Origin of the sequence: Herbaspirillum camelliae (assembly GCF_001929405.1) — a bacterium.
Taxonomy (GTDB): Bacteria; Pseudomonadota; Gammaproteobacteria; order Burkholderiales; family Burkholderiaceae_D; genus Herbaspirillum; species Herbaspirillum seropedicae.
Window position 1 is genome coordinate 1672002 of record NZ_KV880769.1, and the last position, 15483, is coordinate 1687484.

Consider the following 15483-nt stretch of genomic DNA (forward strand, 5'->3'; position numbering starts at 1 on the left):
CGGCGATGCACCGATAGATTTACGCAGTCCTCAGACAATGCCGCTGCTGCTACGTCCTGCGACCACCGGGCGTTCTTCACGCTTGTGATCGCGATAGGCGCTGGCGCGATACAAGGCAACCGGATCGATGGCGCCGCCGCTGCGATAGCGGGCCATGGCCAGGATCGCGCTCACATCGGTGCGGAAGGCCTGCTTGAGCGTCTGGGCGGCCATCAGCGCATCGTTGTTCTTCTGATGATGCGACAACGCCTGCGTATCCACCAATGCGGCCTGGAGATAGGCGCGCTGCACTTCCACCGCGCTGGTCATGAGGCTCTCGATGGGATCGGTGACGTTGTGCGACTGGTCCAGCATGTAGGCCGGGCGGAAGGCCTGGCCGTCGCGCTGGGCGGCGTCGCGCAATTCGTTGAAGACCAGGAACAGCTGGAAGGGATTGATGCTGCCTGAATCCAGGTCGTCGTCCCCATACTTGCTGTCATTGAAGTGGAAGCCGCCCAGCTTGCCAAACTGCGCCAGGCGCGCCACGATCATCTCGATGTTGGTATTGGGCGCATGGTGGCCCAGGTCGACCAGGCACTTGGCCTTGGGCCCCAGTTCGGTGGCGCAGGCAAAGCTGGTACCCCAGTCGGCGATGGTGGTGGCGTAGAAGGCCGGCTCGAAGAGCTTGTGCTCGATGTAGACCAGCCAGTCCGAAGGCAGCGCGGCATAGATGGCGCGCATGCTCTCCAGATAGCGCTCCAGTGCGCCGCGCAGATTGCTCTGGCCGGGGAAGTTGGCGCCATCACCGATCCAGACGGTCAACCCCTTCGAGCCCAGCGCATGTCCCAGTTCGATGCAATCGATGTTGTGCGCCACGGCTTGCGCCCGCACGTCGGGATCCAACGCGGTGAGGCTGCCGAACTTGTAGCTGTGGGCCTGGCCGGCGGCATCCTGGAAGGTGTTGGAATTGACCGCATCGAAGTGCAGCCCATGCTGGGCCGCCGCTTCACGCAGGGCGCGGGCATCGGTGGTGCGGTCCCAGGGAAAGTGCAGCGATACCCCGGGCGTGACGCGGGTGAGCTGGTGGATGGTCCCGCAATCGTCGATCTTGTCGAAGACGTTGCGCGGCTCACCCTGGCCGGGGAAGCGCGCGAAGCGGGTGCCGCCGGTGCCGACGCCCCAGCTGGGCAGGGCCACGGCAAACGCTTGCGCCAGGCGGGTCAGGGCCTCGATGTCGCAGCCGCGCCGCGATAGCACGCCGGCCAGCGCTTCGTAGTCGGATTGCAGTTGCTGGTGCGCGCGGGCGTTCTGCTCGGCAATGAATTGGGTCTCGATACGATAGCTCATGCTGTCTCCTGCGACGACGCCGTCCTTGGGCATCGTCATCATGGTTGAAGGGAATGCTGAAGAGAGGGCCAGCGCCGTGCCTCAGCGCGTGAAGGCCCCGGCATTGCCGGCATCGACGTTGAGGATGTTGCCGGTGCTCTTGGCGGACTTCTCGCTGGCGAAGAAGTAGACTGCTTCGGCGATATCCTCCGGCAGCACGCTGCGCTTGAGCATGCTGCGCTGGCGATAGAATTCCTCGACGTCGTCGGCCTCGATCTTGTTGGAGGCGGCGCGTTCTTCCTTCCACTTGCCGTCCCAGATGCGCGAGCCGCGAATGACGGCGTCGGGATTGACGACGTTGACGCGGATGCCATGCGGCGCACCTTCCAGCGCGATGCAGCGGGCCAGGTGGATCTCGGCCGCCTTGGCGGTGCAATAGGCCGAGGCCCCGGCCGAGGCCACCAGGCCATTCTTGCTGGCCACGTAGACGATGCTGCCGCCCAGGCCCTGGGTCAGCATGCTGGAGAAGGCGGCGCGGCTGACCAGGAAGTAACCGGTGGCCAGCACCGAGAGATTGCGCTGCCACACTTCCAGGCTGGTGTCCTGCAGCGGCGAGGCCGAGGCGATGCCGGCATTGGAGACCAGCAGATCGATACCGCCGAAACGCAGCGCCACACTGTTGAGGATCGTCGCCACATCCGCTTCGCTGGTGATGTCGGCGCGCACCACGCCGATGGCGTCCGGGCCGCCGTGCTTGAGCAGGCTCTGTTGCGCACTGTCGAGCGCGGATTGATCAATATCGGTCAGCATCACGCAGGCGCCTTCGGCCAGCAACTGGCGCGCCACCGCCTGGCCGATGCCGCCGCCGCCGCCAGTGACCAGGGCAATGCGTCCGGCCAGGCTCTTGGGCTTGGGCATGCGCTGCAGCTTGGCTTCTTCCAGCAACCAGTATTCGATATCGAAGGCTTCCTGCTCCGGCAGGCCCACGTAGCTGTCCACGCCATTGGCGCCGCGCATGACGTTGACCGCATTGATGTAGAACTCGCCGGCGATACGGGCGGTGGCCTTGTCCTTGGCGAAGGACAGCATGCCCACGCCGGGAATGAGATAGATCACCGGATTGGGATCGCGCATGGCCGGGCTGTTGGGGCGGGCGCAGCGCTGGTAGTAGGCGGCGTAGTCCTGGCGATAGGCTTCCAGTGCAGCGTCCAGGCTGGCTTCCAGGGCGGCCAGGTCAGGCTGTTGCGGGGAGAAATCCAACACCAGCGGGCGGATCTTGGTGCGCAGGAAGTGATCGGGACAAGAGGTGCCCAGCGCGGCCAGCGCAGCCAGGTCATTGCTGCAGACGAAGTCGAGCACGGCCTGGCTGTCATCGAAGTGGCCCAGCTTGTATTCGCCCTTGCTGATCTTGCCGCGCAGCAAGGGCATGATGCGGGCCGCCAGCGCGGCGCGTTCGGCCGCCGGCAGGGCCTGGTAGCGCGCGCCGCCGAAGGCCGGGGCGCGGCTGTTGGCGGCCAGCCAGGCATCGGCGCGGCGGATCACGTTGAGGGTGTTCTCGTAGCATTCGCGGGCGCTGTCGCCCCAGGTGAAGAGGCCATGTCCTTCCAGCACGATGCCCTTCAGATGCGGCTGGGCGCGCACCAGCTGTTCCAGCTTCAGGCCCAGGTCATAGCCCGGACGCTGCCAGGGCAGCCAGCCCAGCTCACCTTCGAAGATGCGCGCCGTCAGGTCGCGGCTGTTCTTGCAGGCGGCGATGGCGATGACCGCGTCCGGGTGCATGTGGTCCACATGACGGCGCGGGATGTAGGCGTGCAGCGGCGTATCGATGCTGGCGGCGCGGGCATTGAGGTTGTAGGTGCAATGCGGCAGGTAGCCCACCATCTCGTCTTCGTGCTCCAGGCCGCGGTAGCGGCTGCGCAGGGCTTCCAGCTTGTCCATGTAGAGGGTGGCGAAGCCGTCCAGCTTGATGCTGCCCAGGTCGCCGCCGGACCCCTTGACCCACAGCACTTCCACCGTCTGTCCGGTCAGCGGATCAGGCATGGCGATCTTGGCCGAGGTGTTGCCGCCGCCGAAATTGGTGATCTCCTTGTCCGCGCCCAGCAGGTTGGAGCGGTACAGCAGCCGCTGCGGCTCGTCCAGGGTGGCGGCGTAGGCCTCATCCCAGGCCGAGGCGATGCGCGATTGGCCCGCCTTGGGGTGGGCGAGTCCGGTCGGTGAAGCGATAGTCATGGGGTCTCCAGTTCTGGTTATGGTTGCGCGCAACGGCGCAAGAATCCTGCTTGAACAGCATGGAGGCTAGTAAAAAGCAGCCAGCAATCAGAGTCAATCGATCTGCAATCAACTTTCTGATTGTTTGTAAATCACTCATCAAGTTGATTGATTGATTGTTGACTTGCTTTTTGGCGATCGCTTAGTCTTGCTCCATAACGAAAAACGCCGGACCAGACGCCTGGCAAAGACCAGGCTTGCCGGCAATCATCATGGAGACAGGCATGATCAATCACAATCGCCGCAAGCGCCTGCTTGCGCTGCTGGGCGAGCATACGGCGCTCACCGTCGAGCAGTTCTGCCACTTGCTCAATGCCTCGGCGGCAACGGTGCGGCGCGATATCGCCTGGCTGGCCGAACGCGACATGCTCACCCGCACCCGTGGCGGGGCCGAGCGCCTGGCCCAGAAGCGCGGCGCCTTTGCGCTCTCCGGCGAGACCTTCCAGGCCAGCCTGGCGCGGCAGCCGGCGCAGAAGCGCGCCATCGCCCGCCATGCGGCCGAGATGTGCGACAACGGTGAGACCATCATCATCAATGGCGGCACCACCACCTTCCTGATGGCCGAGTACCTGGCCCAGAAGCGCCTGAAGATCCTGACCAATTCCTTCCTGATGGCCGAGCGCCTGCTCACCACCAGCGAGAACCAGATCATCGTTCCGGGTGGCCAGATCTATCGTGAGCAGAACGTCATCCTCAGTCCCTTCGAGAACGACATCACCCAGCATCACTACGCCAGCAAGATGTTCATGGGCATCTACGGCGTGTCGATGCTGGGCCTGATGGAAGCCGATCCCTTGCTGATCCAGGCCGAAAAGCGCTTGCTGGGCCAGGCCGAACAGCTGGTGGTGCTGGCCGACAGCAGCAAGTTCTCGCGCAAGGCCGGCCTGATCCTGTGTGGCCTGAACCGGGTGAACTGCCTGGTGACCGACACCGGCATCTCGGACGCCGCCGCGCAGATGATGGAGCAGGCCGGGGTGAAGGTCGTCACGGTGGCGCCCGAGCACGAACGGCTGGCCCTGGTCGGCTGAGCTTCATCCGTAACCAGCACATCGCACCTTGATTGCAACACGGCGCCTGCGCAGACAGGGCCGCAACTTACTCATCCAACAAGGAGACAAGACATGACCCGCAACACGTTCAATGCGGCCGCACGGCCTTTACGCGCAGCGTTGCTGGCCCTGGCCGCCGGCGCCATCGGCCTGATCGCCGCTGCACCCGCCCATGCTGCCGAGAAGGTACGCATCGCCATGGTGGTCAAGAGCCTGGGCAACGGCTTCTTCGACGCCGCCCATGAAGGCGCCAAGGAAGCCGCGCGCGAACTGGGTGATGTGGAGGTCATCTACACCGGCCCGACCACACCGACCGCCGAAGGGCAGATCGAGATCGTCAATTCCCTGATCAGCCAGAAGGTCGACGCCATCGTCATCTCGGCCAACGACGCCAATGCGCTGGTGCCCATCACCAAGCGCGCCATGCAGCGCGGCGTGAAGGTGCTGTCCTTCGACAGCGGCATCGCCAAGGGCGGTCGCCTGATGCAGCTCAATCCCTCCAATACCGAGCTCATTGGCCTCAAGCAGATCCAGATGGCCGCTGACGCCATCGGCGGCGCGGGTGACGTGGCGATCCTGTCGGCCACCGCGCAGGCCACCAACCAGAACATCTGGATCGGCGAGATGAAGAAGGCGCTGGCCCGTCCCGAGTTCTCGCGCATGAAGCTGGTGGCCACCGTCTATGGCGACGACCAGTCCGACAAGAGCTATCGCGAAGCCATCGGCCTGTTGCGCAGCCATCCTGGCCTCAAGGCCATTATCGCGCCGACCACCGTGGGCATCAATGCGGCCGGCAAGGCGGTGGTCGATGAGAAGCTGGTCGGCAAGGTCTACGTGACCGGCCTGGGCCTGCCCTCGGAGATGGCGGGTCACGTCAAGAGCGGCGCGGTCAAGAGCTTCGCCATCTGGAATCCGATCGACCTCGGTTATGCCGCGACCTATGCCGCCTACCAGTTCGTCAAGGGCAAGGCCCAGGGCAAGGAGGGTGAAAGCATCGCCGTGGGACGCATGGGCAGCATCAAGCTGGACGCCGCAGGCGAGGCGGCCCTGGCGCCGCCCTTTACCTACGACGCCAGCAACGTGGACAAATTCGCCAAGATCTTCTGACGATCCGCCGCCAGCGGGAGCGCCCGGCGCTCCTTTCTTCCCTGCTTACGCTCACGGTCTATTCATGTCTAGTCACGTCATGTCCATCCCAGGGACTGCATTGCATCCTCCCCAGGCGCCTGCGCGCAGCGCCATGCGCGCCGTCGCTGATGACAGCACCGCGCCCGTGCTGTCCTTGTCCGGCATCGGCAAGCGCTTCCAGGGCGTGGTGGCGCTGCAGGATGTCGGTTTCACGGTGCGCCCCGGCGAAGTCATGGCGCTGCTGGGCGAGAATGGCGCGGGCAAGTCCACGCTGGTCAAGATCCTCACCGGCATTCATCAGCCCGACGAAGGCAGCATCCATCTGGGCGGGCGCGAAGTGCGCTTTGCCAGCGCCCAGGATGCGATGCGCGGCGGCATCACCGCTGTGCATCAGGAGACGGTGATGTTCGAGGAACTGAGCGTGGCCGAGAACATCTGGATCGGTCGCCAGCCGCTGTGCGGCACGCCCCGGCGCATCGACTGGCGGCGCATGGAGGACGAGGCGCGCGCCTTGTTCGCCCGTCTCGAAGTGGACCTGCCGGTGCGCGCACGGGTCAAGGACCTGAGCGTGGCGCAGCGTCATTTCGTGGAGATCGCACGGGCCCTGTCGCAACAGGCGCAGGTGGTGATCATGGACGAACCCACCGCTGCGCTGTCGCACCACGAGATCGGCGAGCTGTACCGGATCATCGGGCAACTGCGTCGCGCTGGCACGGCGGTCATCTTCATCTCCCACAAGTTCGACGAGATCTATACCGTGGCCGACCGCTATACGGTGCTGCGCGATGGCCGCTTCATCGCCAGCGGCGAACTGGCCGACATCACCGAGCAGCAACTGGTGGCCCTGATGGTGGGACGCGAGGTCGGCCAGGTGTTCAGCCGCGCCGCCAGCAACACCAAGGACGGGACTGCGCCGGTGCTGGAGGTCAAGCACTTGTCCCACCCCAGCGAATTCGATGACGTCAGCTTTGCCGTGCGGCCTGGCGAGATCCTGGGCTTCTATGGACTGGTCGGGGCCGGGCGCTCGGAGGTCATGCATGCGCTGTTCGGGCTCTCGCCCGAGGCGCAGGGCGCCGTCTGCATCGATGGCCGCGAGGTCAAGCTGTGTTCGCCCGCCCAGGCCATCGCCCATGGCCTGGCCTATGTCCCGGAAGACCGCCAGCGCCAGGGCGCCTTGCTGTCCCTGCCGATCTTCCAGAACATCACCTTGCCGGTGCTGCCTGGCATCGGCTTCTTCCTGCGCCGCCATCGCCGCCGCGAGATCGACATCGCCCGCCGCCTGTGCGAACAGCTCGAACTCAAGGCCAGCCATTTCCACCAGCATGTGGCGCAGCTCTCGGGCGGTAACCAGCAGAAGGTAGTGCTGGCCAAGTGGTTGGCCACGCAGCCGCGCGTGCTGATCCTGGATGAACCGACCAAGGGTATCGACATCGGCTCCAAGGCCGCCGTGCATCGCTTCATCGGTGAACTGGTGGCGCAAGGCCTGGCGGTGATCCTGGTGTCTTCAGAACTGCCGGAAGTGATGGGCATGTCGGACCGCATCGTGGTCATGCACCAGGGCCGCGTGCAACAGGTCTTCAACCGCGCCGACGCCAGCGCCGAGGCGCTGGCCGCCGCTGCCTCGGGCGGCCTGCACGCCGATGCTGCCACCGCAAGCCTTGCCGGAGAGACCACATGGCATTGAATTTCCTGACTTCCCTGCGCGCTTCCAGCGCCCCGGGCCGCGAGGCCGGAGAACCGCTGTGGCAGCGCCGCGAACCGCTGCTGGCGCTGCTGACGGTGGTGCTGATCTTGCTGGTGGGCTTGCGCGCACCGGTGTTCCTCAGTGCGCAGAGCATGGACAACCTGCTCACCGACAGCGCCATCACCATCATGCTGGCACTGGCGCAGATGCTGGTGATCCTCACCCGCGGCATCGACCTGTCGGTGGCTTCCAACCTGGCGCTGTCGGGCATGATGTCGGCGCTGCTGGCGATGCATTTCCCGGCGCTGCCGGTGGGCGTGTTCATCCTCATGGCGGTGCTGATCGGCCTGCTGCTGGGGCTGCTCAATGGCTGGCTGATCGGTTATCTGGAACTGCCGCCCATCGTGGTGACGCTGGGCAGCATGAGCGTCTATCGCGGCATGGTGTTCGTGCTCTCGGGCGGCGCGTGGGTGTCTTCGCGCAACATGCCGGCTGATTTCATCGCCTTCCCGCTGGCGCGGCTGGGCGGCCTGACGCACCTGGTCTGGCTGGGCGCGCTGGCGGTGGTGGCGATCTGGTTCCTGGCGCGCCATACGCGCTTTGGCCGCGACCTCTACGCCATCGGCAACGATCCCGCCGCAGCGGCCTATGTCGGCATTGCCAGCCGTGGACGCTTGCTGTGGACCTATGGCCTGTCCGGCGCCATGGCGGGGCTGGCCGGTTATCTGTGGGTGGCGCGCTATGCGGTGGCCTATACCGAGATTGCCTACGGGTTTGAGCTGACTGTCATCGCCGCCTGCGTGATCGGCGGCGTGAGCATCGCCGGTGGCGTCGGCCAGGTCAGCGGAGCGGTGCTGGGCGCGCTGTTCCTGTCGGTGATCAACAATGCCCTGCCGATCATGCGCATCTCGCCCTTCTGGCAGAGCGCCCTGACCGGCCTGGTCATCCTCTGCGCCGTGGTGCTCAATGCCCGTGGCAAGCAGGGCCGCCGCAAGCAGATCCTGCCCTTGCACGGGCACAAGTCCGCCATCACCGGGAGTAGAGCATGAGCAGCATGAGCAGCATGAACGAGCCGGCGTCCCCGCCACGGTCCCGTTATCGCATCGACGAGAAGGCGCGCTTCCAGCCCCGCGACCTGCTGCGCCACTGGGAGGCCTTGCTGGCCATCCTGCTGGTACTGGTGTGCGCGGTCAATGGCCTGCTGCTGCCGCATTTCTTCGATCCCTACAACCTCGCCGACAGCACCTTCAACTTCAGCGAGAAGGCCATGATCGCCTTGCCGATGGCCTTGCTGATCATCTGCCGCGAGATCGACATCTCGGTCTCGGCCATCATCGCGCTGGCCTCGGTGGCCATGGGCCTGGCCAACCAGGCCGGCGTGCCGCCGCTCGGGCTGCTGCTGGTGGCCATCGCCACCGGCACCGCCTGCGGCCTGCTCAATGGCGCGCTGGTCACGCGCCTGGGCCTGCCTTCCATCGTGGTGACCATCGGCTCGATGTCGCTCTTTCGTGGACTGGCCAGCGTGGTGCTGGGTGACCAGGCCTTTACCCAGTACCCGGAGGTGCTGGGCGACTGGGGACAGGGCTACTTCTTCGATGTCCTGCCGCGCCCCTTCGTGGTCTGGCTGCTGGCCGCCGTGGTGTTCGCCGTGCTGCTGCACGTCACCCGCTGGGGCCGCCGTCTCTATGCCATCGGCAATAATCCGGTGGCGGCGCGTTTCTCCGGCGTGGCGGTGGACCGCTACCGGCTGGCGCTGTTCGTGCTGACCGGCGCGATGGCGGGCCTGGCGGCCTTCTTCCTGACCGGACGCATCGGCAGCACCCGTCCCAACATCGCCATGGGCTGGGAGCTGGAGATCATCACGGTGGTCATTCTGGGCGGCGTGAGCATTGCCGGTGGTACCGGCACTATCGGCGGTGTGATGCTGTCGGTGCTGGTCATGGGCATGCTCACCTATGGGCTGGCGCTGGCCAACATCCCCGGCATCATCATGACCATCGTGGTCGGTGCGCTGCTGCTGGCCACCATTGCAATACCGCGCCTGCTGCGCGGCCGGCAGGGGGCAGGGCGGTGATGGAACAGATCGCCTTCACCATGCAGCTGCGCCCTGGCTGCGCCGAGCAGTATCGCGCCCGGCATGACGCCTTGTGGCCGGAACTGGCCGTGCTGCTGCACCAGGCCGGCGTGCGCGACTACAGCATCTTCCTCGAGGCCGACAGCGGCAAGCTTTTCGCGGTGCTGCGGCGAACGCCGGATCATTGCATGGACAGCCTGCCGCTCAATCCCCTGATGCAGCGCTGGTGGACCTCGATGGCCGACCTGATGGAGACCTCGCGCAACTATCAGCCGCTGACGCAGCCCCTGATCCCGATGTTCCATCTGCCATGATGCAATCCGCCACCCCTACGACGGCCATCGCCGTCTTCGACATCGGCAAGACCAACATCAAGCTGACCCTGGTCGATGAGCACGGGCAGGAGCTGGCCGTGCGACGCCGTCCCAACCAGCCGCGCCAGGACGGTCCCTATCCGCACCACGACGTGGCCGCCATCGAGGCCTGGCTGCTGGAGAATCTCGCCACCCTGGCGCGCCAATGGCGCATCCGCGCCATCGTCCCGGTCACCCATGGGGCGACGGCGGCGCTGGTGGATGAGGCCGGCATCGTGCTGCCGGTGGCGGATTACGAACACGACTTTGCGCTGGCGCCCGCGCATCGTCCCTACGAATCGCTGCGCCCGCCCTTCGCGCAGAGTGCATCGCCGCTGCTGGGCATGGGCTTGAACCTGGGCCGGCAGCTCTACTGGCAGTCGCAGTGCTATCCGGAGGCCTTCGCCCGCGCCCGCCATCTGCTGATGTATCCGCAATACTGGTCCTGGCGGCTTTCTGGGGTGGCGGCGGGCGAGCTCAGTTCGCTGGGTTGCCATACCGACCTGTGGCAGCCAGGGCAGCAGTGCTATTCATCGCTGTCGGCGCAATGCAACTGGACGCAGCTGATGCCGCCCTTGCGCTCGGGCTGGGAACGGCTGGGGCCCTTGCGTCCGGAGCTTGTGCAGCGCACCGGCCTGCCTGCCGACTGCGCCATCCTGTGCGGCGTGCATGACAGCAATGCCTCCTTGCTGCGCTATCTGCGCGGTGATGGCGGCGGGCCGCGCATCGTGCTCTCCAGCGGCACCTGGCTCATCGCCGCCGCGCTCGATGGGCGCGTGAGCGGCCTGCGGGAAGAGGCCGACATGCTCGCCAACGTCAACGTGCTGGGCGCACCAGTGGCCTGCATGCGCTTCATGGGGGGACGGGAATTTGCGCAGATTGCCGGTGATGATCTCCCCTGCAGCGCTGAACAATTGCAGGCCCTGATCGATGCGCAGGTCTTTGCCTTGCCCTGTTTTTCGGAATGCGGCGGCCCGTTTGCCGGACGCCGCGGCAGCATCGTCGGCCAGATGCCGCCGCAGCCCGGCGGCCGCTATGCGCTGGCCACGCTGTACTGCGCGCTGATGACCGCGTATTGCCTGGATGCGCTGGACGCCCCGGGCGAGATCGTCGTCGAAGGCAGCTTTACGGCCAATCCGCACTTCGCAGCGCTATTGGCGGCGCTGGTCTCGCGCACGGTCTATCGCTCCAGCGATGCCAGCGGGACGACCTTGGGTGGATGGCTGCTGGATCGGTGGGAGCGCACTCCGGAAACTGCGACGCTGCCCGCATTGCTGCCGGCCGAGCCGCTTGCGCTGCGCGGGCTGGCGGCCTATCGGGAGGATTGGCTGCGCAAGCTCGGTGAACTTGAGCGGGTAGCGGCGTAGGGATTCTCGATCAGGAAGGGATACGCGCCATTCAAAAAAAACGCCCGCATCAAGCGGGCGTCAGATTTTTCCTCATGAACGGTGCGATCTATCCGGATCGCGCACCCGGTTCACATATCCAGGGCGGCGGCAGCAGGGCTGGCTTCTTTCTCCTCCGCCGGCGCCTCGGCCACGGTCGCATCCGTAGTCAGGATCAAGGCCGCCACCGAGGCCGCATTCTGCAAGGCGGTGCGGGTGACCTTGGTGGGATCGACCACGCCCAGTTCAACCATGTCGCCGTACTCTCCATTGGCGGCGTTATAGCCGAAGTTGCCCTTGCCGGAATACACCTTGGCCACCACCACCGAAGGCTCGTCGCCGGCGTTGGTGGCGATCACGCGCAGCGGCGCTTCCAGGGCGCGCAGGACGATCTGGATGCCGGCGTTCTGGTCGGCATTGGCGCCTTCCAGCTTGCTGATGGCCGCACGTGCGCGCAGCAGCGCCACGCCGCCACCGGGCACGATACCTTCTTCCACCGCTGCCCGGGTGGCATGCAGGGCGTCGTCGACGCGGTCCTTCTTTTCCTTCATTTCCACTTCGGTGGCCGCACCGATCTTGATCACGGCCACGCCACCGGCCAGCTTGGCCACGCGTTCCTGCAGCTTCTCGCGGTCGTAGTCGCTGGTGGCTTCCTCGATCTGGGCCTGGATTGCCTTGACGCGCGCATCGATCTTGTCCTGGGCGCCTGCACCATCGATGACGGTGGTGCTGTCCTTGCGCACCTCGACGCGCTTGGCGCTGCCCAAGTCTTCCAGCGTGGTCTTCTCCAGGCTCTTGCCGGTTTCTTCCGAGATGACGGTGCCGCCGGTCAGCACGGCCAGGTCTTCCAGCATGGCCTTGCGGCGGTCGCCGAAGCCCGGTGCCTTCACCGCAGCCACCTTCAGCACGCCCCGCACCGAGTTCACCACCAGGGTGGCCAGTGCTTCGCCATCGATATCCTCGGCCACGATGAAGAGCGGCTTGCCGGCCTTGGCCGTCATCTCCAGCACCGGCAGCAGTTCACGGATGCTGGAAATCTTCTTGTCATACAGCAGCACCAGCGGATCATCGAGCTGGCACAGTTGCTTGTCCGGATCATTGATGAAGTAGGGCGACAGGTAACCCCGGTCGAACTGCATGCCTTCGACCACGTCGAGCTCGTTCTCCAGCGACTTGCCGTCTTCCACCGTGATCACGCCTTCCTTGCCGACCTTGTCCATGGCCTGGGCGATGATGTTGCCGATGGCCTCGTCCGAATTGGCCGAGATCGCACCGACCTGCGCGATTTCCTTGTTGGTGGTGATGGGGCGGGAAATCTTCCTGAGCTCATCGATGGCGGCGGCCACGGCCTTGTCGATGCCGCGCTTGAGGTCCATGGGATTCATGCCGGCGGCGACATACTTCATGCCTTCCTGCACGATGGACTGCGCCAGCACCGTGGCGGTGGTGGTGCCGTCGCCCGCCACGTCAGCGGTCTTGGAGGCGACCTGCTTGACGACCTGGGCGCCCATGTTTTCGAGGCGGTCCTTCAATTCGATTTCCTTGGCCACCGAGACGCCGTCCTTGGTGATCACCGGTGCACCGAAGCTGCGGTCCAGCAGCACATTGCGGCCCTTGGGGCCGAGGGTCACCTTGACGGCGTCGGCCAGCACGTTGACGCCCTTGACGATGCGGGCGCGGGCAGTGTCATGAAACTTCACTTGTTTCGCACTCATGTTAGGTCTCCACGAACTAGGGAATAGGGGGGCGGGGATGGGCCGCGTCAGGCGGCTTTCCTGTCCTGCACGGCGGCAGGCTCGAAGACACCGAAGATGTCTTCCTCGCGCAGGACCAGCAGTTCCTCGCCATCGAGCTTGACGGTCTGCCCGGCGTACTTGCCAAAGAGCACCAGGTCACCGACCTTGAGCTGCAGCGCGCGCAGGCTGCCATCGGACAGGACGCGGCCATTGCCTACGGCCAGCACTTCGCCCTGCTCGGGCTTTTCGGTGGCGCTGTCGGGAATGACGATGCCCGAGGCGGTCTGGCGCTCATGTTCGATTCGCTTGACGATCACTCGGTCATAAAGGGGACGAAGTTTCATGTTCAATCTCCAGAATGGTCAATGTCACGTGAAGAAAAGAGAATCAGGGATCTGGCGATCCCGGCCTTGCAAATTCGGCGATGCAGGAAATAGGTCTCACTGGCGGCCTTATCAAGACCCGCGCCGGACTCAATTTGTAACTGATTGTTACAACCGGCGCGGCAGGATCAGCCGCGTGATGCGCCCCATGCGATAGACCGTCTGCCGCCCGCACCCCTCGCTCGGCAGCGGCGCTACGGGACAGGGGCCAGCACGTGCGCCATCGCTGGCCAGGGTTTCGTCATCCTGCGCCAGTTGCGACCACAAGCCGCCCTTGACCGGATGGAACAGCCAGCGCCAGTAGCCCCGGCGGGCCGCGAGCTGCATGGCGTCGCGTCGCCCCTGCGGGGTCTCGTCGAGGGTGACGGGGTGATCCTCGTCACCCTCGCCGAAAGCCTGACGGCATTGCAACGCCTCTCGGGGCGGCGCACCGATTTCATTGCAAGCGCGCGCGTAGGTGCGCCTGACATCCCAGGCGCCCAGTCGCCAGGCCAACTGCAGCACCACTTCGTCGCGCAGCAAATCGGAATACCAAGGGCCGTCCACCTGCAGCAGTGAACTGGGCACGGGCCTGGGCGGAATCGTTATCCCCGGCAAATGCAGCGGGGTGGCGCGTTGAAAACCATGCCAGTGGAGGAACAGATAAAGCGGACTGTCCGCTGCATGGGCAGCGCTGACGCTGACCGCATAGAGCGGCAGCCGGATGGCTTCCATCTGGGCCGTGACGTTGTCGAAGATTTCCATCGATCAAATCTCCTGTAGCGGGACGGTGGCAAGGGTGTCGGCAACTCTGTGCGCTTATTCTAGAAGTTGTCGAGCTGGAATTTCAATCCCTCGCGGTGGCGAGGAGGATCGCTTCCATTCCGCGGTTCTGTTGAACACATCTCTCAATTTTCTGCCGCTAATCAAAAGCACCGATCTGCACTAGAGTCTCATCCTTGCCTGGCCTAGGCATTCTCCCCAAATGGCCTGCGCCAAGACAGCACGCGGGTTTGCGGTGGCAGCGCCCGAAGTCCGGGGCCTCGCGCAACGCAATCACGAAACCGCAATGATAAAAAACGATGTCATGGATTACCTGCCGCGCATGGTGATCTTTTCCAGGGTAGTTGAAATGGGCAGCTTCTCCGGAGCGGCCAGCGCGCTGGGGCTGAGTTCGTCTTCGGTCAGCCAGCACATCAGCGCCCTCGAAGCCGCCATGGGAATGACGCTATTGCATCGGACCACCCGCAAGCTCAGTCTCACCGAAGCCGGGCAGACCTTCTATGCCAATTGCGCGCGCATCGTCGTGCTGGCCAATGAGGCCCGCCAGACCGCCGAGAACCTGCACAAGGAAGTGGTCGGTGAACTGCGTATCGCCACCTCCAGCTTCATGGCTTCCGAATATCTGGTGCCGGCGCTGGAAGGCCTGATCCAGAACCATCCCAAGCTGCGCATCAATATCGACGTCAACGACCATAACGTCGATCTGATGGAAAAGGGCGTCGATATCGCCTTGCGCGCGGGCAAGGCACCCGGGCCGGAGGATGTGTTCCTGGCCCCGCTGGAATCAGTGCTGTGCGCAGCGCCGGCCTACCTGCAACGATCCGCACCCATCCGTACGCCCGAGGATTTGATGGGGCATGAGTTCATGTTCTTTACGCCGCTGGGCTCGACCATGGAACTGGGCCTGCGTGACCGCCACGGACAGCAGGTGCAGATGCGCCTGACACCGCGCATCTCGGTGAACCACACCCATTCATTGCACAAGTTGACCTTGCAGGGACATGGCGTGGCGCGGCTGCTGCAGACCAAGGTACAGGAAGACCTCGACGCCGGCCGGCTGCAACGGGTGCTGCCGGAGTGGACGGCCAATGGTTACTGTGCCTTCCTGTCCACCAACTACCGTGACCAGGTGCCGCAGAAGGTGCTCGTGTGCGTGGAGCATATTCAAGACTATTTCCGCAGCCGGCATCCGCTCAGGCAGGAGGGATGACAGGGTGGCAGCGCCGGCATGGGGCCAGGCCTTCCATTTTCCGTACGGCATTCATTACAAAGCTGTAATCACTGGGCAATCTTTTTGTACGCAGCCTCGCCGTAGAATCCACCCCGACGATTTTTCGCACTGACAGTGGGCCTGTC

The 15483-nt window shown here is 64.7% G+C and carries 13 protein-coding genes; 8 read left to right on the forward strand and 5 right to left on the reverse strand.

Annotation, left to right across the window (positions count from 1 at the left end; all coding sequences use genetic code 11):
* Positions 1-30: 30 nt before the first annotated feature.
* Complete coding sequence (rhaI, locus tag BGK68_RS07405; RefSeq protein WP_075256559.1) at positions 31-1326, reverse strand: L-rhamnose catabolism isomerase; 1296 nt, start codon at positions 1324-1326, stop codon at positions 31-33.
* 81 nt (positions 1327-1407) lie between these two features.
* Entirely contained in the window at positions 1408-3534 is a 2127-nt protein-coding gene (locus BGK68_RS07410) for a bifunctional rhamnulose-1-phosphate aldolase/short-chain dehydrogenase (protein WP_075256560.1), read from the reverse strand.
* 263 nt (positions 3535-3797) lie between these two features.
* Between BGK68_RS07410 and BGK68_RS07415 the strand changes: the two genes are divergently transcribed.
* The 7 genes from BGK68_RS07415 to BGK68_RS07445 all read left to right on the forward strand — a co-directional run bounded on the left by BGK68_RS07415 (position 3798) and on the right by BGK68_RS07445 (position 11228).
* Positions 3798-4601 (forward strand): DeoR/GlpR family DNA-binding transcription regulator, encoded by an 804-nt coding sequence (locus tag BGK68_RS07415; protein ID WP_075256561.1) that lies wholly within the window; start codon positions 3798-3800, stop codon positions 4599-4601.
* Between the two features lie 93 nt (positions 4602-4694).
* Positions 4695-5729, forward strand: coding sequence for a rhamnose ABC transporter substrate-binding protein (rhaS, locus tag BGK68_RS07420; protein ID WP_143432965.1), 1035 nt, complete (start codon positions 4695-4697; stop codon positions 5727-5729).
* A 64-nt stretch (positions 5730-5793) separates the two neighbouring features.
* A complete protein-coding gene (locus BGK68_RS07425; RefSeq protein ID WP_083657747.1) occupies positions 5794-7434 on the forward strand; it encodes a sugar ABC transporter ATP-binding protein in 1641 nt (546 codons plus the stop codon).
* Complete coding sequence (locus BGK68_RS07430; protein ID WP_083657748.1) at positions 7425-8483, forward strand: ABC transporter permease; 1059 nt, start codon at positions 7425-7427, stop codon at positions 8481-8483. The genes BGK68_RS07425 and BGK68_RS07430 overlap by 10 nt, the downstream gene beginning before the upstream one ends.
* Positions 8480-9508: an ABC transporter permease gene (locus BGK68_RS07435; RefSeq protein ID WP_198937173.1), complete on the forward strand. Its 1029-nt coding sequence runs from the start codon at positions 8480-8482 to the stop codon at positions 9506-9508. Before BGK68_RS07430 ends, BGK68_RS07435 begins: the two co-directional genes overlap by 4 nt.
* The gene (locus BGK68_RS07440) at positions 9508-9822 is read left to right on the forward strand and encodes an L-rhamnose mutarotase (RefSeq protein WP_075256563.1); all 315 of its coding nucleotides are present in this window, start codon (positions 9508-9510) and stop codon (positions 9820-9822) included. The genes BGK68_RS07435 and BGK68_RS07440 overlap by 1 nt, the downstream gene beginning before the upstream one ends.
* The gene (locus BGK68_RS07445; protein ID WP_083657749.1) at positions 9819-11228 is read left to right on the forward strand and encodes an FGGY-family carbohydrate kinase; all 1410 of its coding nucleotides are present in this window, start codon (positions 9819-9821) and stop codon (positions 11226-11228) included. The genes BGK68_RS07440 and BGK68_RS07445 overlap by 4 nt, the downstream gene beginning before the upstream one ends.
* A 110-nt stretch (positions 11229-11338) precedes the next feature.
* Here the strand turns inward: BGK68_RS07445 and groL are convergent, their stop codons facing one another.
* From groL to BGK68_RS07460, 3 genes are all read right to left on the reverse strand, one after another.
* Complete coding sequence (gene groL / locus BGK68_RS07450) at positions 11339-12961, reverse strand: chaperonin GroEL (RefSeq protein ID WP_075256564.1); 1623 nt, start codon at positions 12959-12961, stop codon at positions 11339-11341.
* Between the two features lie 47 nt (positions 12962-13008).
* Complete coding sequence (locus BGK68_RS07455; RefSeq protein WP_075256565.1) at positions 13009-13326, reverse strand: co-chaperone GroES; 318 nt, start codon at positions 13324-13326, stop codon at positions 13009-13011.
* Positions 13327-13473: 147 nt separating this feature from the next.
* Positions 13474-14109 (reverse strand): diguanylate cyclase, encoded by a 636-nt coding sequence (locus tag BGK68_RS07460; RefSeq protein WP_075256566.1) that lies wholly within the window; start codon positions 14107-14109, stop codon positions 13474-13476.
* 304 nt (positions 14110-14413) lie between these two features.
* Here BGK68_RS07460 and BGK68_RS07465 point away from each other — a divergent pair, with 304 nt between their 5' ends.
* On the forward strand, positions 14414-15337 hold the full coding sequence (locus BGK68_RS07465; RefSeq protein WP_233149251.1) for a LysR family transcriptional regulator: 924 nt from the start codon (positions 14414-14416) through the stop codon (positions 15335-15337).
* Positions 15338-15483: the final 146 nt, after the last annotated feature.